A 20,011-nucleotide genomic window follows, 5' to 3' on the forward strand; every position below is an offset into this window, starting at 1 on the left:
GCTCGACTTAGTTGCTCGACTAAGGGTTTTGACTGATACGAATCTGGTGCATTGGCGTCGGCTTGTGGGGCGCTGACGCACGGCGCCGGTGCAATGTTGATCCATTCACGTTGACCGTTTCATAGCGGTGATTCAGTCACGATTCATCGCCTCGCAAATCCTGTCCAACTGGACAGGTTGTAGCCGATTAATATTTGCAAATCAACGTCTTTCGGGGTTTCCGATTAGAGTAAAAACATAGCGAGAAGCGTGCCATTGCAGTGCAGCAGAGCCTTGGAAGAGTCGAACAAGCGGCTATGCAGCGATGGCGTCAATGCGCATAGAATGAGGCGCGACCAAGATGGAGAAGGCGCACAGCGCCATGCAAGGAAAACGATGAGAGATGACGAAGCGACCGCAGAGGCCGCGAAAAACGACGTTGCGCCCACTCCATTGCGGCGACGCAAGGCACACATTCGCGAGACTAATGAAGCGCATCTTTTAGCGTGCGCAGAGTCGGTATTTGCCGAGCGCGGACTTGAAGGCGCCAGTACCGCGATGATTGCGGAACGTGCAGGCTTGCCGAAAGCTAACTTGCATTACTACTTTCCGACGAAGCTGGCACTTTATCGGCGTGTGCTCGAGGATCTGTTCGAAGACTGGCATCGCGCCGCCGATACCTTCGAGTCCAGCGATGACCCGGTCGAAGCAATCGGGGGGTATGTACGCACGAAAATGGAATTGTCGCGGCGTCGCCCGCTCGGCTCGAAGGTGTGGGCGAGCGAGATCATCCACGGCGCGGTGCACATGCAGGACATCTTGAACGAGCGCGTCAAGCCGTGGCTTGAAACGCGGGTAATCGTGATCGATGGTTGGGTTTCGCGTGGCCTGCTTGCGCCCGTCGACGCGCAGGCGCTGATGTTCATGATCTGGGCGACGACGCAGCATTACGCGGATTTCGACGCGCAGATCCGGGCGTTGAAAGGCAAGCGCGCGCTATCGCAGAAAGCGTTTGATGCGTCGACTGAGGAAGTGGTGAAGCTCGTGATCCGGGCGTGCGGCGCGAAGTCGCCGGAGTGACCGCGGTTGTTCGAGCACAAAAAAACTCGCCAGCCGCTATCAAGCGGGGGCGAGTTTTTCATTTGGCGCTGACTAGGAAAGAACAAACCGTCATTCAATCAACTCTTGCGCCGAACCTGATCCAGTCAGGTCCACTTCAAACTTCTCAGCGTCAGCTCGATCGATTAGTGACCGAAGAACACCGAACCGGGAGCGTTTTGCGCCGGCGCAGCCGAGCTGCGAACGCCTGCTGCCGAGGTGCCGCTGGTCGAAGGACCATACGACGTTGCTGCCTGACCGTTTTGAGCATCGACACGAGCCTGAGCGGCCTGGATGTTCTGCGGATAGTTGACTTGGTCGCCAGCCGGGTTATATCCCGCCTTTTCCAGTTGAACCAATTGCGCCTTGACTTCAGCGCGTGTCAGCGGACCGTTGTCAGTGCTTTGCGCAAATGCGAACGTCGGAGCTGCCAATGCCGACACGATAACAACTGCGGGAATAAGTGACTTGAACATGGTGAAACCTCCGGTATTTTGTTTGTGGTCTCGAAACAATCTCAGGCGGATATAAGCGTTTGCCGATTTGTTTCGGATGTAAGAAGTCTATGCTTCAGCACCTTGAGGGAAAACCCTTATTTACGCGAAACATCATTGTTTAGAACGCAATAATCGAGCGGAAGTGGCCGGCTAAGTGGAGATGAGGGTAGAAATTCGGAATTTATTACTCAAAAAACGAACGAATGCGGCTGAAATTGGAAAACGAGCGGCGCTACAGCGCCCCGTATTGCGATTTCCACAAGAATTAACCCGGACCTGGGGAAGGTCCAGAACGAATAGAAGTACAACTGACGTGCCTAGAAATGGCCCGTGAATTGATATCGATCGCCGGGATGCCAGAGGTTCGCCACCGACGCCACCGCGTCCCGCGACCACGTCCGCCGACGCAACATGAGGCAGGGCTTGCCGGTTTTCATCGAGAGCGCGAGGCCCGTGTTTTCATCGGGAAGCGCCGCCTCAATCCGATATTCAACCCGCTGCAACGGCGCGGCCACCATCAGATATTGATTCGGCGTGATCTTGGTGAAATCCTGGCGCGCGTATTCCGGCGCAAGCGCCGGATTAACCCAGCGTTCTTCCAGCTGGATCGGCAAGTCGTTTTCAAAGTGCAGCACCCGCGAATGAAATACGGGGCTGCCCTCGGTGAGCTGCATCTCCAGCGCGAGACGTTCGTCGAGCACGGACGCGCCCAAGTGCATCACTTCCGCCCGATGCACATGGCCACGCCCCGTGATTTCATCGGAGATGCTGCGAATTTCCACGAGCGTCGATGCGTATTTCGGCTGCGCCACGAACGTGCCGGCGCCCTGCACGCGCGTCAGGATCTGCTCGGCGGTCAGCTCGCGCAACGCGCGATTGACCGTCATGCGCGCGACTTTGAAATCGCGCGCCAGTTCGTTTTCGGAAGGCACCTGATCGCCTTCCTTCCACTCGCCCGCATGAATGCGCGTGAGAATGTGATCCTTGATTTCCTGATACGCGGGCGTGCTCATGCTGGGCGTGTGATGTCCGGTTAAACGTGCGTGAGTGTTTCCGAAGCAAACGAAAGCGGGGAATGTTTCGCGATCTCGCCGCTGACAACCTGCTTCGCAATCGCCTCGATATCCGGTGCGAAATAATGATCGAGATCGTAATGCGCGACTTCCGAGCGCAGCGTCTTCATGACTTCGGCGAGACGCGGGCTGGTTTGATGCGGCGCGCGCAGGTCGACGCCTTGCGCCGCCGCGAGCAACTCGATCGCCAGAATATGCGCCACGTTCTCCGCGATATAACCGAGCTTGCGCGCCGCAAACGTCGCCATGGAGACGTGATCTTCCTGATTCGCCGATGTCGGCAACGAATCAACCGATGCCGGATGTGCGTAGGTCTTGTTCTCCGATGCCAGCGCCGCAGCGGTCACATGCGCGATCATGAAGCCCGAATTCACGCCGCCATCGCGTACGAGAAACGGAGGCAAACCAGAGAGCGTTGCATCGATCAGCAGCGCGATCCGGCGCTCGGCGAGTGCACCAATTTCCGAGGCGGCGATAGCGAGGTTATCGGCGGCGAATGCAACGGGTTCTGCGTGGAAGTTACCGCCCGACAGCACTTCGCCGGTGTCCGGGAAAATCAGCGGATTGTCCGATACAGCGTTCGCTTCGATCAGCAGGACGTCCGCTGCGTGACGCATCTGGTCGAGGCACGCGCCCATGACTTGAGGCTGGCAACGCAAGCTGTACGGGTCCTGCACCTTGTCGCAATCCTGATGGGACAAGTTGATTCCAGAGCCTTCCAGCAACGTGCGATACGCCGCAGCGGCATCGATCTGTCCGGCGTGGCCGCGAAGCGAGTGAATGCGGGCATCGAAGGGAACGACGGAACCCATCGCGGCATCCACCGACAGCGCGCCCGACACCAGCCCCGTGCGGTACAGGTCTTCGATCGCGAACATGTTGTACAGAGCGAGCGCCGTCGAAGCCTGCGTGCCGTTGAGCAGCGCGAGACCTTCTTTGGCCTGCAACGTCAGCGGTTCGAGGCCGGCCACGCGCAGACCGTCCAGCGCGCTTGCACGCTCACCACGGATGGTGACTTCGCCGATACCCAGCAACGCCGTCGACATATGCGCGAGCGGCGCCAGATCGCCCGAAGCGCCGACAGAACCTTTCACCGGAATTACTGGAAGGACATCGGCGTTGAAAAGGGTGATCAGCGCATTGATGACTTCGCGGCGGATGCCCGAATGCCCGCGTCCCAGGCTCGATACCTTCAACGCGATCAGCAAACGCACGACCGGTCGCGACATGGGCTCGCCCACGCCCACCGCATGCGACAACACCAGGTTGCGCTGCAATAGTTCGAGCTGATCGGCGGGAATGTGGGTGCTCGCCAGACGGCCGAAACCCGTGTTGATGCCGTAGGCCGGCTCGCCCTTGGCGGCGATATCGGCAACGGTTTGCGCGGAAGCGTCAATAGCCGCGAAGCTGGCCGGATCGAGTGTCAGGGCGTCGGAGCCGCGGGCGATCTGGCGCAGGTGCGCGAGCGTGAGGTGGCCGGGGGTCAATGTGATCATGGCAAGTCCTGTCTATACAAGTTGCGGACCAGTCTAAACAAACAAATCCCCCAAAACAAGGGCTGAAAACACCTAAATGGATTTTTCAGGGATCGATCGGCTATGTCTTCGTTCAGTTGTCTATACAGCGCGCAACCATTTCACCATCCGAAAATTCGTCAAATGCTGGCCACGCAACGCCACCACTTGCGCGCGGACAAGCTGGAAACCGTGCTTTTCGAAGAACGGACGGGCCGTGATGCTGGCGTCGGTATCGAGGACCGCGAGCCGCTGCGCACGCGCCGCGTGTTCCACCGTATCGAGCAGCGCGCTCGCCACGCCCCTGCGCTGGCAGGCAGGATCGACGAATAACATGTCGATGTGCCCATCGCTTTGGAGATCGATGAAACCTGCCGTCAGACCGTCGATTAAAGCGGCCCACGTGGGCCGGTCAAGCCGGCGACGCAACCAGACATCGCGGTCCACTTGCGCCCACGCCGCGATCTGGGCGGCATCGTAATCACGCGACGCCACCTCGCGCACCGAGCGCAAAAACACACCGATAACTGCGTCCAGATCCGCAGCCTCATAACGCCGAATGACGGGTGGCATCGACGACAACACGCGGCCTTCAGCGCGTAAGCGAAACCGTCGCGATGCCCAAAATGGTCATCACCACCGACGCCGTCACGTGGATCGCGATCTCGCCCGCTGCCCAGCCGTAGCGCCCCTGCTGCAGATGCGCGACGACTTCGGCGGAGAACGTCGAGAAGGTGGACAGGCCGCCCATCAAGCCGGTAATGACGAACAGGCGCCATTCCATCGATACCCCGGGGAAACGCGCGAACCACGCCACCGCCACGCCGATCACATAGCCCGCGATGACGTTTGCGGCCAGCGTCCCGAGCGGGAGATTGGGGAACAACGCGTTCAGGCGCAGGCCGAGGACCCATCGAAACAGGGAACCGAGCGCGCCACCAATACCTACAGCCAGAATCGACAGATACATGGGCGAAGGATGAAGGTCAGAGAGAAATGAGCGTCAGGCGCTCGATGAGTTGCTCACGGCTTGCCGCGACAATTGTCTCGCCAGATGCCGAAAGCCTCGCAATCCAGGTGCCGTCGCGCCGTTGTTCCCAGCCGCCGCATTCGTGACCGTCCAGCAGCAAGGAGCCGCGTATGACCAGTTCGGGATCGGAGGGATCGAGTACGGTGTCGTCGTTATGTTCCAGCTTGACGGTTCGCATGGGCGTTGCGCTCGCGCGCGGAAATGCATGAAGCCGTAATCATAATGGAGCGCATCAGGAACCCGGCACAGAAAACGAGAAAGCGCGACGCCGCCTTTCATGCACAATACGGATCGCTTCGTTTGTCGTAGCCAAGTTCGCTTTTTTAGGTCTCACACTGCCCGTATGAATTTGAATCTGGACGATCTGATAGACACTGTTGCAGACACCTTGCAGCAGCACTACCCCACTCACCACTGGGCGCAATTCGCGCTCGGCATGCTGATGCTCGTATTGGCCGCGCTGTTCGCGCAGTGGGTGGTCGCGCGCATCGTGCTGTATTTCGCGCACCGGCTGCTCGTGCTGACCGAACGCGAAGCGTGGGACAAGTCGCTTGCCCGGCATCGCGCGTATCACCAGCTTTGGTACGCCGTGCCATTCGCGGCGGTCGCCATCGGTATCGGCGAGGTGCCATACATTGGTCACATGGCAGATGTGATCGAGCGGCTCGCGCACGCGGGCGCGTGGGTCTGCGTCTTCTTCGCGATGGGCGGCGCGCTCAGCGCATGGCAGGACGTCTACGCGGACAGCATGCAGGCGCAGACTCGTTCGATCAAAGGCTACATACAGATCGGCAAGCTTGCGCTCGCGTTGATATGCGGCGTGCTGGTGCTGTCGATTGTGATCGACCGCTCGCCGCTCTGGATGCTCTCCGGGCTTGGTGCGTTGTCGGCCGTATTGCTGCTCGTGTTCAAGGACACATTGCTGTCGCTGGTGGCGAGCACGCAGCTCACATCGAATGACATGTTGCGCATTGGCGACTGGATCGAGATGCCGCAATCCAACGCCGATGGTTTCGTGAAAGACATCGCACTGCATACCGTGAAGGTGCAGAACTGGGACAACACGGTGACGACCGTGCCCACCTACAAGTTGTTCTCCGAGAGTTATAGAAACTATCGGCAGATGTTCGAATCGGGTGGGCGGCGTATCAAGCGCACGTTAAGAATAGATGCCACGTGTGTGCGTTTTCTCACCGATGAAGAAACCGCCCGGCTCAAGCAGTTCCGTTTGCTGCACGACTACCTGGAAGAAAAACAGCTTGAAGTCGACCAGGCGAACAAGAATCTTGGTGAGCTCGCGAGCGAACCGGCGAACCGGCGGCGGCTAACAAATATTGGCACCTTCCGCGCATATGGGCTCGCGTATCTGCAGCGGCATCCGGAGATCAGGCAGGACATGGCGATGATGGTGCGCATGATGGAACCGCAATCGGAAGGCATTCCGGTCGAGGTCTATTGTTTCACCGCCGTCACCGCATGGACACAATATGAACGCATCCAGGGCGATGTGTTCGACCATCTGCTGTCTATCCTGCCGGAGATGGGCCTGCGGCTCTACCAAGCGCCGTCGGGCTCCGACATGAGCGGACTCGTGAGCAGGGCGATTGGCGGGGGCGTGACCGGTGCAATCGGCCCAAGCGGCGCAAGCAGCGCAAGCGCCATTGGCGGCGCGGACAGCGGCCGTTTGCGCGGCGAGTTCCCCACGCTCTAGCCGGAGAAGCAGGCAAGAATCCGCGACTTTTGTGTATTCACGCGAACCGTCCTGATGCCTAAAGTGTGAACCTTGCCGGCATTCCTTCTGCATCAACCGAAGGCGCCCGCCGGTCATCGCATCATCGCTTCTACAGGAAAACTCCCGTGACCGATCGCGTTCATGCTATGCGTGTTTTCATCCGCGTCGTCGATACCAACAGCTTCTCACGCGCCGCCGAATCTCTCGGCATGCCGCGTGCAAGCGTGTCGACGACCATTCAACAACTCGAGGCGCTGCTCGGCGTGCAACTGCTCGCACGCACCACGCGGCGTCTCAATCTCACGGCCGAAGGGGCCGAGTGTTACGAGCGCTGCGTGCGCATTCTCGCGGATATCGACGACCTGGAAGCGGGCTTTCACGGCCGCGACGAACGTCTGCGCGGACGTCTTCGTATCGAGTTGCCCGATACCGTCGCCACCGCGCTGGTCGTCCCCGCGCTGCCCGATTTCCATGCGCGTTATCCGCATATCGAGTTGTCTATCGGCATCTGCAATCGCGCTGTCGACCTCGTTGGCGAAGGCGTGGATTGCAGCGTGCAACTTGGCGAATTGCCGGATTCAGGGCTGATCGCGCGGCGTCTCGGCACCTTTGAACACGTGACGTGTGCAACGCCCGCGTACTTGGAAGCGCACGGCACGCCGAAGACGCTCGACGAGCTAGCGCAGCATATTGCGGTGAATTGTGTTTCGCCGCGCACGGGCCGGCCGTGTGACTTCGACTTCGAAGTGGATGGCGAAGCGGTGACCGTGAAGATGGCGGGGTTCGTTCAGGTCACCGACGAGCACGCGTATCTCGCGTGCGGCCTGCAAGGACTCGGGCTGATTCAGCCGCCGCGCATTGCCGCGTTACCGTACCTGCGTTCAGGGCAACTGCGCGAAGTGCTGCCGCAATGGAAGTCGATGCCGATGAATGTATCGGTGGCATTCGTCAAGAGCCGGCAAGCCGCGCCGAGGGTCAGCGCGTTCGTGGACTGGCTCGCGGAATTGTTCGAGCGCTCGCAGGAAATGGACGATACGCTCACGCGCCTGTTTCGCACCGCTCGCCGCCCGGTTGCGGCGTCCGCCTCCGCTTCAACCAAGGCTGCGGCGCCAAGGCCTGCTGCAGCCCGCGATGAGGACGCGCATGAAGAAACCACTAGCGAGTCATGAGGCGCCGCATGCATGACCGCTGCCGGGCGCGGGCGCTCACGCCGGTTTGACCGGCTGAGTAGCCCCCTCGCCCGCCACCGTATTCCACTTGCGCACTTCCCAGCGCGTGACCAACCCCTCGGTCACATACGGATCGGCCCGCGCGAACGCCTCCACCACGGCGGGCGAATCCGCCTTGAACAACAGGATCGCCCGGTCGACGGGTTCCTCCAGCGCCCCGCCCAGCAACAACTCCCCGCGTTCCGCCGATGTCCACGCCGCCGTCAGATGGCGGTCACGAAACGCTGTGCGGCGTTCTAGATAATCGGCGTTCAATTCGTAAATCAACAGGAAGTGCATCAGCTTGTCTCCGGTATGAAACAGACGTAAATCGCACGATTGTGCCGCTTTTGAGGCTGACATACGCGCGCGTAAGAGCGGGTAGCGACGTCGAACTGTATGCCGGAGTCCGTGTGTGCGATCATGGCGGCACTTTCGACTTTTACCTTCGCGCAGATTCGCGAATTGCCCGCGACGCTCAAGATTCCGGCAGCGTCGGACATACTCCGGAACATGCCTGTTCCGCGGCTTTTTCGCCTCTTGGTTCTTCGGTTGAAGGGTTAATCACTCGGATTAATCACTCTCGCCGCGCTTGGGTTTCGCCGTTACTCCTCTTCGACATCCGGCCGCATGCCGATCGTCGAAGTTTAAATTCACCCGGCGCCCGTGACACGTATTTCGCCGCCCGTTTCAAGGGGCAAATTTGAATAATTTCGGTTTCGCGCTCGTCGTAGCGCTGCTCCGCGCGCTCGCTCGCCTGCCATACGGCCTGGTCGCGCGATTCGGCAGCGGCCTCGGCGCACTGCTTTATTCCATTCCGAGCCGTCGCAAACATATTGTGCAGGTCAATCTGCAACTGTGCTTCCCCGGAAAGACCGCCGCTGAATACGAACTGCTCGGGCGTTCGCATTTTCGTCACGTTGTGCGCAGTTATGTCGAGCGCGGCGTGCAGTGGTTCGGCTCGGCTCGCGCTATCGAAAAACTCGTGCAGCTTGAGAGCCGTATCGATCTCGACGACGAAAACGCCCAGCCCACTATTTTCATGGGCTTTCACTTCGTCGCCATTGAAGTGGGCTGCATGCTGTACTCCATGAAGCTGCCCATCACGGCGCTTTATACGCCGATGTCCAGCAAGCGGCTCAACACGCTGGCCGTCGAACAGCGAGGCCGTTTTGGCGCCGACATGGTCATGCGCGCCGACAGCGCCCGCCGCATTCTGAAACTGCTCCGCAAGGGCGGCTCCGTCATGCTGGCCGCCGACATGGATCATGGAATCGAAAACTCGGTCTTCGTGCCGTTCTTCGGCGTACAGGCCTGCACGTTGACCTCGGTGTCGCGACTGGCGCGGCTTGGCGGCGCGCGCGTGGTGCCGTTTGTGACCGAAGTGCTGCCCGACTACAAGGGCTACAAGATGACGATCTTCGAGCCGCTAGCCGACTTTCCGTCGGCAAGCGATGAAACCGATGCGCGCCGGATGAACGAATTCCTGGAATCGCAAATAGTGCGTTTTCCGGAACAATATTACTGGGTGCATCGTCGCTTTAAACATCGGCCGGAGGGTGTGGCCGGCGTCTACTGATAATGCCAGTGCCAGTGCGCGCCGCGATCAGTCAGGCTTGCGGAAGTCGTTGTCCACCCAGGCCTGCGCGCTCGTCTTAGTGAGCTTGAATCCCGCGGACACTCGCACGTGGGCAAGCAGCGCGCCGAACGAGTCAAGGGCCTTCAGGTCTGCGTAGGGATCGTCCTCATTAGGCACGATATCCAGTGACACCGTCACATCCTCGCCGTCCGCGCGAACCGTAAAATCCTTGTGAAGCATGGCGTGAAGCTGTTGCTCGTGCCGGCGCAATACTTCGGACGCCGTCTTGATGAGCGTGCGGAACGCGTTCGGATCCAGCGGCTTTGGGTTCTTTTTGTCGCGGCCCATGGTCCAGGGACCGGTGAGCGCTGGTTCGGCTTCGCCGTCCTTGATCATCTCGACTGCCCAGCCGTCGTCATCTTCGTTCTTGATCACCTTCGCGGTCCAGCCGTCGTCGCGCCATAGGCGGGCTTCGTGGAGCGTGGTGTCTTCGGCGGGTTGGAGATCGGAGTCTGAATCGGTCATGAGAATAAGAAGCTCGAGTTGCATGAAACGGTGTGGGAGCACGCGGGTGTTGCAGAGTGCCTAAGCGACGAATTTTAACCTGCAAGAAGCCGCGGCATCGTCGAAAATGCCCACACGCTGGCCGATCGGTCTACTCGACGGGCACATTGCACGCCGTCTGCCGTTTTTGTTGCAGGCGTGTCGCGCGCATGTGCGCCGGCGTGCGCCCCGGATAATCCGGGCGATTTGCCAACTTTCGCTAACACAACGGAGGAATCTTCATGTTTTCAATTATCGGGACCATTATTATCGGGGGAATCATTGGTCTGATTGCGCGAGCGATCAAACCAGGCGACGACAGCATGGGTTGGATCATGACCATCGTGCTGGGCATTGCCGGTTCGCTTGTAGCAGGCTATGCCGGCCGTGCACTCGGCTGGTATCACGAAGGGCAGGCTGCAGGGTGGATTGCCTCGATCGTCGGCGCTATCGTCTTGCTGTTTATTTGGGGGTTGGTCGTGCGGCGGCGGGCTTGAATCTTTGAGACTCGATTTGTTCTTATGAGTTTTTCGGGTTGAATGGAAGAGGCTGTTTCCAACGAAGGTTGGAGCGGCCTTTTTTTTGCCTAATTCGCCGGTTTTTTTGCTCGCGCCGGTGGACGGGGTTTAAGGGTCTGGCGGTTTTGGGGATAGTGGGCGGGGTTGATTTATGGGTGGTCGGTTCTTGCGTTAGCGGTCGGGGTCAATGCCCGGTAGCACGGGTTCTGGCGTTAGCGGTCTGGTTCATTGCCGGGTTGGTGCTTTCGGGGTTAGTGGTCTGCTTAGGTTAGCTGTTTTCTTTATCACTATTAGCCACTGCGCGTGGCGGCGCGTCATTTCTTTGTCCAAAGCGACAAAGAAACGAAGCAAAGAAAACGCTTTCACCTCTCTAAAAATTAAGTGTCCACAGCGTGCGGTTTTCATTCATTGGTACCCCAAAAGCACGGTGCTCGCCAGAGCCACCGATGTGTGAACCCCTCCTTCTCGCGAATCCTGACAGTAAAACGCTTCGCCCCGTACGCTCTCGGGCTAGCACTAGCGACTGAACCTGCCCAAGGAGCGCCCCGCGCTATCCGCGGAAAATCAATCACCGAATTTGTACGCATGACGAACCAAAATGCCAACCCACCTCGAAACAGGCACACCAAAACGCGTGAGGCCGTACCCACGAATTCCATGCAACCGACCAATCAACTCACCAAAAATTGAAGCAGATATACGCATCAGGCTGTAATTGGCGAAGCTGGCCACACGCCTCTGCAGCGCGAACCGGACAACCAAGCGACCGAGAAACGGAGCCTTAAAAGCACGTGAGGCCGTGCCGGTCCGTGGGGCACTGGTGCTTCCCCGAGAGCGTACGGGGCGAAGCGTTTTAATGTCAGGATTCGCGAGAAGGAGGGTTTCAAACATCCTAAGCTCTTGCGAGCACCGTGCTTTTGGGGCACCCATGAATGAAAACTGCACGCTGTGGACACTTAGGGTAGAGCGGTGAAAGCGTTTTCTTTGCTTCGTTTCTTTGTCGCTAAGGACCAAGAAATGACGCGCCGCCACGCGCAGTGGCTAATAGCGCAAAAGAAATCAGCTAACACTAAGCGCGCAAAAACCTGGACAGCAGCAACCCGACACCAACCCAGACCACCACGCCCCCCCCCCGCACCACCAAAACCACAAACCCCGTCCACCGGTGCGAGCAAGAAAACCAACCGCTATGCGCTCATCCCCGACTTCAAGAACAACACATGGCGTGGAGCAAAGTGCGCGTACAAGGGCAAAATCGCGCCACCCATCGCACGGGCATCGGCGCCAATCTCCCCTTCAACGAGTCTAGGCCGCACCATCCCCTGCCAGTCGAAAGCATCGAGCGCGCTATGCGTCCGGCTCAACACTTCCCGCAACAACTGGCGGTCCAGTTCCCCATCAATCACGATTGCATCGACGTCGACCAGCGCCGCAGCCGTCGCAATGGCCGTCGCGAGTGCCGGGCAAGCAGCATCGAGCCACGCCTCGCAAAGAGGCCACAATTCCGGCGACAACGCTCTTTGATCGTGAGCGGCAGCAGCAGGAAATCCGGCATCGGTGAAGCGCTTTTCCAGCACATACACCGACGCAACATTAAGCAACTGCGGCGTGCCTTCGCTCATCAGCGGAAACGACCCGATCGCGCCCGCATTGCCCTTTGGCCCGGCATGCAGCCGTCCATCGATGACCAGGCCGCCGCCAATGAACGTGCCGATAAACACATACAAAAAGTCGCCCAATCCGCGCCCTTGCCCCATCAGCAATTCAGCGGCGCACGCAGCGGTCGTGTCCTTCGCGAACTCCACCGGCAACGTGGTCAGCGCCTGGACCCGCGCGCAGATATCGATCTCGTTCCACGCGGCAAAAACATCGGGCGGGGTATCGAAGAAATTGCGCCAGCCGCCAAGCCATAACGGCGCCGCAACGCCGATTCCAACCACCTTCGCAGCGTTTTTTCCGAGCGCGATCATCATCTGGTCGATCTTCTTGCTAAGCAAATCGAACACCGTGCGCGGATCGGGATACGCATACTCAATCACATCACGCGCATGCACCTGACCCGCGAAATCCATGGTCAGCACATCGAGACTTCGCCGCCCCACTTTCACGCCGATGGAAAACGCGCCATCCGCACGCAGCGAGATCGGCACCGACGGCTGCCCCATGCGCCCCTGCACACGCGTCCTGGCTTCCCGGGCGAGCAAGCCGTCATCGATCAAACGATCCACGATCAGCGACGTAGTCTGCGTGCTCAAATGCGTCAGGCGCGCGATCTCGGACTTGGGGCATGGACCGTGGACACGCACTGCCTGAAGCACGATACGCTCGTTCATCTGCCGCATGCCGGCTGGCTTCGGCGATGCCGTGCTTGCGGACATTGAAGGCGTCATAACGGATCAGGCGATCGCCTGCACGTCGGCCTGCTTCGCACCGGTCATGATGGCCACGGCTTCCGACATATGGATGTCTTTCGTCTTGACAAGCGCCGCGCGCCGCCCAAGCCGCTGGATATGAATGCGGTCCGCGATCTCGAACACATGCGGCATGTTGTGGCTGATGAGAATCACGGGCAACCCGCGATCGCGCACGCGCCGGATCAACTCCAGCACCATGTTCGATTCCTTAACGCCGAGTGCAGCAGTCGGTTCATCGAGGATCACCACATGCCGCGCGAATGCCGCGCTGCGTGCTACCGCCACGCCCTGACGCTGACCACCGGACAGTGTTTCGACCGCCTGCTTCATCGAACGGATGCCGATCTGCAAACCCTCCATATGCGCGATGGCTTCCTGCAACATGCGCCGCTTGTCGATCATCATGAACACGGAGCCAAGGATGCCGGGACGCCGTAGCTCGCGCCCAAGGAACAGATTCTCTGCGATGCTCATCGCCGGCGCGACTGCCAAGTCCTGATAGACGGTTTCAATACCTTGCGAGCGCGCATCGAGCGGACTGCGAAAATGTACGGGTTTTCCATCCAGCAGGATCTCGCCTTCATCGGGTACGAGCGCACCGGACAGCGCCTTGATCAGCGACGACTTGCCTGCACCGTTATCGCCGATCACCGCCATGATTTCGCCGGGCATCAATTCGAAATCGACGCCGTCGAGTGCGGTCACCGAGCCGTAGCGCTTGATGACGCCGCGTGCTTCCAGAACGGGTTTGATTGTGTCGCTCATGAGCTTGGCTCCTCAGGCGCGGGGACGCGCGAGTTTATCGGCGGCAACCGCGAGAATGACCAGGATGCCGGTGATCAGAATCTGATAGACCGACGACACGCCAATCAGCGTCAGCCCATTGCGGAACACGCCGACAATCAACGCGCCCAGCAAGGTACCGACAATCGTGCCGCGTCCGCCGAACAGACTGGTGCCCCCCAGCACGACGGCCGTGATGCTGTCGAGGTTCTCGGTCTGGCCCGCCTGTGGATCGCCCACACCGGTTCGCGCCACCGACAATAATGCCGCGATGCCGTAGAAAAAGCCCGCGAGCGTGTAGACGGTAATCAGGATCTTCTGCGACGAAAGTCCCATCAGGCGCGCAGCTTCCGCGTTATTGCCGAGTGCGTAAAGATGGCGGCCGGGCACCGTATCGCGCAATACGAACCACACGACGAGATACATCAGCAAGGTCAGCACGGTGCCATACGTGACCTCCGCGCCGCCGAGATGAAACGTGTTGCCGAAGAACATCATGGCGTCCGGCAGGTTCGAGATGCTCTCGGCATTCGAGTACACCTGCGTGAGCGCGAACGCTATGTTGAGCGTCCCCAGCGTGACAATAAACGCGGGCAGCTTGATCTTCGTGATCAGCGTACCGTTCAGCAATCCGAACAATGTGCTTGCGGCCACGCCGCAGATAATGGCGAGTACAGGAGGCACGCCCATGGTGACGGCGAACTTCGTCATCACGATGGAACCGAAAGCCATCAGCATGCCGCACGACAAATCGATTCCGCCAGTCAGCACGATCAGCGTCTGGCCGATCGCGATCACCGCCACGACCATGGTCTGCTGAAGAATCAGCGAGAGATTTTGTATCGATAAAAACCGGTTGCTCTGCCAGATGAAGAAAGCGCATGCGATTACAAGCGCTGCCAGCGGACCGATATCGGCAAGCGATGGCAGACGATCGGAGAACGTCGCGCGGCCGGCCGTGGGGGAAGTGGATTGCGTCATGACAGGGACCTCGACAGCAACATCGAAAAAATGCGCCGCTCGCGCGGCCCGGGCTTGAAATGCCTTAGGGATTCAAGTCCGGGCGACGCGTTCGAAAGCGGGTTCACATACTGGTTCACATGCGGATACGGTGCAACGTCTTACTTGTTGCCCCAGCAGTTATCCAGGCCGAACTTCGTGTCCTTGCCTGTGACGCCGGACACGGGTTTGTCGGTGATGAGCGTGACGCCTGTGTCGTGATAGCCGCTCGCCTTCTTGCCCGTCTTCGCGTATTCGATCCCTGCTTGCACGCCTTGCGCTGCCATCACGAGCGGGTATTGCTGCGAGGTGGCGGCGAAGCTGCCGGCCTTTACGTTGCGCACGCCTTCACAGCCCCCGTCGATGGACACGATCATCACGCCCTTGTCTTTGCCTGCTGCTTTGAGCGCGCGATACGCACCGGCCGCGGCAGGTTCGTTGATCGTATAAACCAGGTTGATATCAGGCACTTTCTGCAGGCAGTTTTCCATTGCTGTCTGGCCCTTCGACTGGTCGCCGCGCGTGTCCTGGCTGCACACGACCGATGGATCACCTTCTTTCACGCCGAAGCCTTGCAGGAAGCCGTTATGACGCAGGACGCCGACGGTCACGCCCGGCGCGAGGTCGAGCGTGGCGATCTTTGCGGGCTTGCCGGCGAAAGCGGCTTTTGCGTATTCGCCGATCAGTACGCCGGCCTTGAAGTTATCGGTGGCGAACAGTGCGTCGGTGGCGTCTTGCGGATCGGTTGGTGTGTCGAGTGCGATCACGAGGATGCCTGCCGCGCGCGCTTTCTTGAGCGTTGGAACGATGGCCTTGGTATCGCTCGGCGTGATGAGGATGGCTTTCACGCCGGCCGTCATCATGTTCTCGACTGCGGTCACCTGGGTGGCGTTGTCGCCGTCGAACTTGCCGGCGGCGGTGATCAGTTTGACGCCGCCTTTCGCGGCCGCTTCTTCGGCGCCCTGTTTCATCTTGACGAAGAACGGATTGGTATCGGTCTTGGTGATCAGGCCGATGGCGACCTGATCAGCCGCCATTGCTGCGCCTGAGCCCGCCAGTGACGCGACTGCAAGGCCGAGGAAGGACGCACGTGCGACAGCACGCCGAAGATTTTTCATGTCTCGCTCCATAGATTTTTATTCGCCCGCGGCTTCGAGAAGAAGCGCACTGAGCGCGTTCGCCGACTAAATCAATTGACTTTATTTAGTACAGCAGCCGCGGGGAGACAAGTCAAGAAAATGAAGCAAAACCCAAACGCTGCAGTGCAGCACAACACTGATTAAATCATCTTGAACATCAATGGAAGATACGCAGACGGGGATTGTTGCGATGCGTCTACGTAAAAACACTGAGGGCTTGGAAATGGTTGAAAAAGGTGTTGAATTGAATTGTTTTTTGGATTTTTAACGAGTTATGGTTTACCAGCATTTTTGCCAACCTACCAATTTGGTCCCTGAACCATGAGTGCACTTGAAGCCCTTCACGCGATTGTTACCAATGAAGATTCGCCCCAGATTATTCGTGATCACATAGTGGATTCGTTGCAGTTTGCGTTGCGCAACCAGCCTGGTTTTTTCACGACGAAGGAAGTGCAGTGGCTTGCGCAATGGGATGACACACGCATTCCGATTGCGGCAACCAAGATCCTGAACGAGATGAAAACGAGCTAAGCCAGCCGTATCGCGTGAACCGCGGGCAAAGCCAAAGAAGAGAAACGGCAAGCGCGCATAAGGCGGTGCGAGTCTGTGGAACACGGGTGCTGGCCCGAGAGCGTACGGGGCGAAGCGTGTTACTGTCAGGATTCGCGAGAAGGAGGGGTTCACACATCCTAAGCTCTGGCGAGCACCGTGCTTTTGGGGCACCCATGAATTGGAACTGCACGCTGTGGACGCTTAGGGTAGAGCTGTTAAAAGCGCTTTCTTTGCTTCGTTTCTTGGTCGCTAAGGACCAAGAAATGACGCGCCGCCACGCGCAGTGGCTAATAGCGCAAAAGAAATCAGCTAACGTATAACCCGCGAAGACCTAAAAAGCAGCAACCCGGCAAAGACCCAGAACCGCTATCGCTGAACCCGCAACAACCCACCCACCGCGCCGCGCCCCCTAGTGCAACCCCGCCTTAGCAATCACATCAAAAGTAAAAGCCAGCGATTTATCAGGCACGACAATACTGTCAATAAACTGCACGACATCCGAGTCCTTCACAAAACTCGCCGCTGACGATGCGGCAAGAATCGCGCTGCTTTCTTGCGGCTTGGCAATCAGATAACCCTGTACGTAATCCACGCCTATTTCCTTCAGCGCGCGTAGCGTATCCACATCCTCAACCCACTCCGCGACACTCCGCATTCCAAGATTGCGAGCGAGCGCAACAATAGCCTCAACAATAGCGATATCAGCTGGATGCGCGCACATCGTGCGAATAAATTCGCCATCGATCTTGAGAGCATCGGCGGAAAGATCCTTGAGATATTTAAACGACGTATACCCCGCGCCGAAATCATCGAGTGCGATCTTGCCGCCCATCTCATGAACCCGCGCGATAAAGCGCTGCGTATTGCCGAGATCGTGCAACGCGACACTCTCGGTAATCTCGAGACAAAGATAAGGCACGATATGCCGAAAGCGCGCGAACAACGCAAAGACGTCTTCCATGAATTGCTCGTCGTTCAGTGAACCGCCACTGAGATTGACGCAAATGAAACGCGTATTCGTGAGCGACGCCTGATTCTTCTCAATCCATTCGAGCAACGTGGTGATCACCCATTTATCGATGGCCGCAATGTTGCCGGACTCCTCCGCCGCCACGATCACCTTGCCGGCCGGCAAGGTTGCGCCATCGGGCGCGCGCATGCGCAGCAGCACTTCGAAATTAAGCGACTCGGTTGGCGCAGACAGCGACATGATTGGCTGCATCACGAGGAACAGACCCGGAGGCAGCCGATTGCGTCCCAGCGTCTCAACCAGTTTCAATTCTTCTGCGCGCTCTTCGAACGCCGCCGCGCCCTTGCGATACGTCACCATTCGCGCGTTCGAGCTCTTCTTGGCCTCGCGGCATGCACGGTCCGCATGCGAGAGCGCGTCCTGCACACGCACGCCGTGCGAGCACTCCACCAGTCCCACCGACGCCTTCACCTGGAACGCACGGTTGCCGACCTGATACGGCGCATCGCTCAACGCACTGATCAGGTGCTGACAGCAGTCAATAGCTTCATCGATCGACATCCCGCCCATCACGCAGACGAACTCGTCGCCGCCAATCCGCCCGAACGGAAACCCGGCTGCAAACAGCGCTCGCGTTCGAGTAGCGACCTGCTTCAGGACTTCGTCGCCTGCACGATGGCCGAACAAATCGTTGACGAGCTTGAAGCGATCCAGGTCCACGTACGCGAGCGCCCAGGACGTTCCTTCCTCGCTTTGTGCAGCGATAGCCTTCTCCACGCCGCGCCGGTTCAGCGACCCCGTGAGCGGGTCGTGTTCAGCCAGGAACCGCAGTCGCTCGATGGCTTTCGAACGCTCGGTCACATCCTGCAGCGAGCCTTCAATCCAGCCGTTCGAGCGCGTGGCCTTGAGCAGGAAGCGACGTTCGCCATTGCCCCGCGACGATGCGCCGCCCATCTCAAGTTCGCCTTCACTTCCCTTCGATGCCAGCGCTTGCAGCGCACCCCAAGCGCCCGATTCGAAGTAGTCGTTCCAGTGCCGAACCTTGTACTCCGTTTTCTGCAGCGACAGCATGGTCCGCAATGCCGGATTCGCGCGCACGAAGTGACCGGCGCTGTCGAGCGTGAAGAGGCCAATGGGCGTCACGTCATAGGTGTTGCGCAATTCCGTTTGCGCCTGCCGCCGATGTTCCCGTTCGGCGCGCATCTGCTCGGCGATGGCGAAGGCCGCCATCATGCTCGACGACAGAGCGGCCATCACCGTATTCACGCCGCCGACCAGCAACTTGATGCCGAACGCCGCGCCCATGACTTCGGAAAAAGTCGCGAACAGGACAATGGCAAGCGAACCCACGTACCACATCACCGTACGCGAGCGGGTCATCCACACGAGCCGCGCCAGCAGGAAGATCAGTACGAAGACGCCGAATCCGGTGATGACCCAGAGCGTCGGAATAAACCGTGCATACGGCAATACGATGGCAGCGCCCAGCAGCACGAGCCCGACGTAGTGCACGATTCTCAGGAGCCATTTATATCCAATGACTTTCAGCTCGCGCCGGAACAACGAACTGAATAATGCGGCCGTCAGAAGGTAATACACGGCGAATGTCAGTTGCCGGATGATCTGCAGGTATTCCGGCGGGATCACGCGACCGACCCACTCCATGTCCCAACCCATGGCGTTCGCGCACAGCCGCAGGTTGCCGACCAGCCAGACCGCGAAGATCACGTAGGTCCATTCGCGGTTGATCATTGCCGTGACAAAAACAAAAACGGCCAGCGTCAGCAGGCCGCCCGCGATCAATCCCGAACTCTCCTGGAAGTCGAGCGCACTCTTTCGCAGCATCGGACTGCTCCAGGCCAGCGCGGAAATTTGCGCTGGTCCGGAAAAGGTGCCGCGGCACAGCACGCTGACCTGCTGTGCAAGATGACCGAGATCCAGCGCAAAACCCGCCTTGACCTGGCTGAATTCATTGGTCGTGGTGAGACGGTCGGCGCTGCCGAGCGGCTGCATGGTCGACGCGATCCAGCACGACAGCGTTTGCGCGTGGCGCGACGGTAATTCCGCGTACGTCGTCTGATCCTGGCTCATGTTTGGAACGGGGAATTCGAACCAGAATGGCGTTTCGGCGAGCTGCGTGTTGAAGCGGTTCGACAGGACGGCCGTGGGCATGCGCTCGAGCGCGGTAGCGGGATCGAGCGTTCCGGACGGATCTTTCAGGACGTGAAGAGGCAGCGTGAGGCCACCCCTTGAATCGAATTGAGGCGTTCCCCATACCAGCGTGGCGAGGGTGCCGAGAGCAATCAATGCCGGGACAATATAGACGGCGAACGCGTACAGAAACCGGTCCATATTCGACCCGGTATATCCGGACTTCGCCCGC

The 20,011-nt window shown here is 59.1% G+C and carries 19 protein-coding genes; 6 read left to right on the forward strand and 13 right to left on the reverse strand.

Annotated features, from left to right (window positions below):
• Window positions 1-375: 375 nt before the first annotated feature.
• Window positions 376-1,059: a TetR family transcriptional regulator C-terminal domain-containing protein gene (locus ACSQ83_RS20510; RefSeq protein ID WP_436229408.1), complete on the forward strand. Its 684-nt coding sequence runs from the start codon at window positions 376-378 to the stop codon at window positions 1,057-1,059.
• A gap of 164 nt (window positions 1,060-1,223) precedes the next feature.
• On the opposite strand, the gene ACSQ83_RS20515 is transcribed toward ACSQ83_RS20510, so the two are convergent.
• The 6 genes from ACSQ83_RS20515 to ACSQ83_RS20540 form a co-directional block, all read right to left on the reverse strand.
• On the reverse strand, window positions 1,224-1,553 hold the full coding sequence (locus tag ACSQ83_RS20515) for a DUF4148 domain-containing protein (RefSeq protein WP_414953510.1): 330 nt from the start codon (window positions 1,551-1,553) through the stop codon (window positions 1,224-1,226).
• A gap of 338 nt (window positions 1,554-1,891) precedes the next feature.
• Window positions 1,892-2,587 (reverse strand): histidine utilization repressor, encoded by a 696-nt coding sequence (gene hutC, locus ACSQ83_RS20520; protein WP_436229409.1) that lies wholly within the window; start codon window positions 2,585-2,587, stop codon window positions 1,892-1,894.
• Window positions 2,588-2,607: 20 nt separating this feature from the next.
• Window positions 2,608-4,143 carry a histidine ammonia-lyase gene (gene hutH, locus ACSQ83_RS20525; RefSeq protein WP_436229410.1) on the reverse strand — a complete coding sequence of 512 codons (1,536 nt, stop codon included), beginning with the start codon at window positions 4,141-4,143 and terminating at the stop codon, window positions 2,608-2,610.
• A gap of 120 nt (window positions 4,144-4,263) precedes the next feature.
• Window positions 4,264-4,734 (reverse strand): GNAT family N-acetyltransferase, encoded by a 471-nt coding sequence (locus ACSQ83_RS20530; RefSeq protein ID WP_436229411.1) that lies wholly within the window; start codon window positions 4,732-4,734, stop codon window positions 4,264-4,266.
• Between the two features lie 19 nt (window positions 4,735-4,753).
• A complete protein-coding gene (gene crcB / locus ACSQ83_RS20535) occupies window positions 4,754-5,131 on the reverse strand; it encodes a fluoride efflux transporter CrcB (protein ID WP_165104547.1) in 378 nt (125 codons plus the stop codon).
• 16 nt (window positions 5,132-5,147) lie between these two features.
• Window positions 5,148-5,369: a hypothetical protein gene (locus ACSQ83_RS20540; protein WP_436229412.1), complete on the reverse strand. Its 222-nt coding sequence runs from the start codon at window positions 5,367-5,369 to the stop codon at window positions 5,148-5,150.
• Between the two features lie 165 nt (window positions 5,370-5,534).
• Between ACSQ83_RS20540 and ACSQ83_RS20545 the strand changes: the two genes are divergently transcribed.
• Window positions 5,535-6,902 carry a mechanosensitive ion channel family protein gene (locus ACSQ83_RS20545; RefSeq protein ID WP_436229413.1) on the forward strand — a complete coding sequence of 456 codons (1,368 nt, stop codon included), beginning with the start codon at window positions 5,535-5,537 and terminating at the stop codon, window positions 6,900-6,902.
• Between the two features lie 146 nt (window positions 6,903-7,048).
• Entirely contained in the window at window positions 7,049-8,092 is a 1,044-nt protein-coding gene (locus ACSQ83_RS20550; protein WP_436229414.1) for a LysR family transcriptional regulator, read from the forward strand.
• A 36-nt stretch (window positions 8,093-8,128) separates the two neighbouring features.
• On the opposite strand, the gene ACSQ83_RS20555 is transcribed toward ACSQ83_RS20550, so the two are convergent.
• Window positions 8,129-8,431 carry a YciI-like protein gene (locus tag ACSQ83_RS20555; RefSeq protein ID WP_436229452.1) on the reverse strand — a complete coding sequence of 101 codons (303 nt, stop codon included), beginning with the start codon at window positions 8,429-8,431 and terminating at the stop codon, window positions 8,129-8,131.
• Between the two features lie 403 nt (window positions 8,432-8,834).
• On the opposite strand from ACSQ83_RS20555, the gene ACSQ83_RS20560 reads away from it, so the two are divergent.
• A complete protein-coding gene (locus ACSQ83_RS20560; RefSeq protein WP_414953519.1) occupies window positions 8,835-9,710 on the forward strand; it encodes a lipid A biosynthesis lauroyl acyltransferase in 876 nt (291 codons plus the stop codon).
• Window positions 9,711-9,737: 27 nt separating this feature from the next.
• On the opposite strand, the gene ACSQ83_RS20565 is transcribed toward ACSQ83_RS20560, so the two are convergent.
• Window positions 9,738-10,235, reverse strand: coding sequence for a hypothetical protein (locus ACSQ83_RS20565; protein WP_414953520.1), 498 nt, complete (start codon window positions 10,233-10,235; stop codon window positions 9,738-9,740).
• A 260-nt stretch (window positions 10,236-10,495) separates the two neighbouring features.
• On the opposite strand from ACSQ83_RS20565, the gene ACSQ83_RS20570 reads away from it, so the two are divergent.
• Window positions 10,496-10,750, forward strand: a complete 255-nt coding sequence (locus ACSQ83_RS20570; protein WP_414970180.1) for a GlsB/YeaQ/YmgE family stress response membrane protein — start codon at window positions 10,496-10,498, stop codon at window positions 10,748-10,750.
• Window positions 10,751-11,958: 1,208 nt separating this feature from the next.
• Here ACSQ83_RS20570 and ACSQ83_RS20575 read toward each other — a convergent pair.
• The 4 genes from ACSQ83_RS20575 to ACSQ83_RS20590 all read right to left on the reverse strand — a co-directional run bounded on the left by ACSQ83_RS20575 (window position 11,959) and on the right by ACSQ83_RS20590 (window position 16,085).
• Window positions 11,959-13,149, reverse strand: a complete 1,191-nt coding sequence (locus tag ACSQ83_RS20575) for an ROK family transcriptional regulator (protein WP_414955222.1) — start codon at window positions 13,147-13,149, stop codon at window positions 11,959-11,961.
• Between the two features lie 18 nt (window positions 13,150-13,167).
• On the reverse strand, window positions 13,168-13,950 hold the full coding sequence (locus ACSQ83_RS20580; protein WP_414955223.1) for an ATP-binding cassette domain-containing protein: 783 nt from the start codon (window positions 13,948-13,950) through the stop codon (window positions 13,168-13,170).
• A 12-nt stretch (window positions 13,951-13,962) separates the two neighbouring features.
• A complete protein-coding gene (locus ACSQ83_RS20585) occupies window positions 13,963-14,949 on the reverse strand; it encodes an ABC transporter permease (protein WP_436229415.1) in 987 nt (328 codons plus the stop codon).
• 140 nt (window positions 14,950-15,089) lie between these two features.
• Window positions 15,090-16,085 (reverse strand): sugar ABC transporter substrate-binding protein, encoded by a 996-nt coding sequence (locus ACSQ83_RS20590; protein WP_436229416.1) that lies wholly within the window; start codon window positions 16,083-16,085, stop codon window positions 15,090-15,092.
• A gap of 342 nt (window positions 16,086-16,427) precedes the next feature.
• Here ACSQ83_RS20590 and ACSQ83_RS20595 point away from each other — a divergent pair, with 342 nt between their 5' ends.
• Window positions 16,428-16,637 carry a hypothetical protein gene (locus tag ACSQ83_RS20595; RefSeq protein ID WP_414955226.1) on the forward strand — a complete coding sequence of 70 codons (210 nt, stop codon included), beginning with the start codon at window positions 16,428-16,430 and terminating at the stop codon, window positions 16,635-16,637.
• A gap of 430 nt (window positions 16,638-17,067) precedes the next feature.
• On the opposite strand, the gene ACSQ83_RS20600 is transcribed toward ACSQ83_RS20595, so the two are convergent.
• The gene (locus ACSQ83_RS20600; RefSeq protein ID WP_414970181.1) at window positions 17,068-19,980 is read right to left on the reverse strand and encodes an EAL domain-containing protein; all 2,913 of its coding nucleotides are present in this window, start codon (window positions 19,978-19,980) and stop codon (window positions 17,068-17,070) included.
• Window positions 19,981-20,011: the final 31 nt, after the last annotated feature.

This window comes from Caballeronia sp. LjRoot29 (assembly GCF_964252755.1).
Taxonomy (GTDB): Bacteria; Pseudomonadota; Gammaproteobacteria; order Burkholderiales; family Burkholderiaceae; genus Caballeronia.

Excerpts from the sequence above, each read along its gene's own strand:
- ACSQ83_RS20510 (WP_436229408.1), top strand. The coding sequence starts at position 376 with ATGAGAGATGACGAAGCGACCGCAGAGGCCGCGAAAAACGACGTTGCG.
- ACSQ83_RS20515 (WP_414953510.1), bottom strand. The coding sequence starts at position 1,553 with ATGTTCAAGTCACTTATTCCCGCAGTTGTTATCGTGTCGGCATTGGCA.
- hutC (WP_436229409.1), bottom strand. The coding sequence starts at position 2,587 with ATGAGCACGCCCGCGTATCAGGAAATCAAGGATCACATTCTCACGCGC.
- hutH (WP_436229410.1), bottom strand. The coding sequence starts at position 4,143 with ATGATCACATTGACCCCCGGCCACCTCACGCTCGCGCACCTGCGCCAG.
- ACSQ83_RS20530 (WP_436229411.1), bottom strand. The coding sequence starts at position 4,734 with ATGCCACCCGTCATTCGGCGTTATGAGGCTGCGGATCTGGACGCAGTT.
- crcB (WP_165104547.1), bottom strand. The coding sequence starts at position 5,131 with ATGTATCTGTCGATTCTGGCTGTAGGTATTGGTGGCGCGCTCGGTTCC.
- ACSQ83_RS20540 (WP_436229412.1), bottom strand. The coding sequence starts at position 5,369 with ATGCGAACCGTCAAGCTGGAACATAACGACGACACCGTACTCGATCCC.
- ACSQ83_RS20545 (WP_436229413.1), top strand. The coding sequence starts at position 5,535 with ATGAATTTGAATCTGGACGATCTGATAGACACTGTTGCAGACACCTTG.
- ACSQ83_RS20555 (WP_436229452.1), bottom strand. The coding sequence starts at position 8,431 with ATGCACTTCCTGTTGATTTACGAATTGAACGCCGATTATCTAGAACGC.
- ACSQ83_RS20565 (WP_414953520.1), bottom strand. The coding sequence starts at position 10,235 with ATGACCGATTCAGACTCCGATCTCCAACCCGCCGAAGACACCACGCTC.
- ACSQ83_RS20570 (WP_414970180.1), top strand. The coding sequence starts at position 10,496 with ATGTTTTCAATTATCGGGACCATTATTATCGGGGGAATCATTGGTCTG.
- ACSQ83_RS20575 (WP_414955222.1), bottom strand. The coding sequence starts at position 13,149 with ATGTCCGCAAGCACGGCATCGCCGAAGCCAGCCGGCATGCGGCAGATG.
- ACSQ83_RS20580 (WP_414955223.1), bottom strand. The coding sequence starts at position 13,950 with ATGAGCGACACAATCAAACCCGTTCTGGAAGCACGCGGCGTCATCAAG.
- ACSQ83_RS20585 (WP_436229415.1), bottom strand. The coding sequence starts at position 14,949 with ATGACGCAATCCACTTCCCCCACGGCCGGCCGCGCGACGTTCTCCGAT.
- ACSQ83_RS20590 (WP_436229416.1), bottom strand. The coding sequence starts at position 16,085 with ATGAAAAATCTTCGGCGTGCTGTCGCACGTGCGTCCTTCCTCGGCCTT.
- ACSQ83_RS20595 (WP_414955226.1), top strand. The coding sequence starts at position 16,428 with ATGAGTGCACTTGAAGCCCTTCACGCGATTGTTACCAATGAAGATTCG.
- ACSQ83_RS20600 (WP_414970181.1), bottom strand. The coding sequence starts at position 19,980 with ATGGACCGGTTTCTGTACGCGTTCGCCGTCTATATTGTCCCGGCATTG.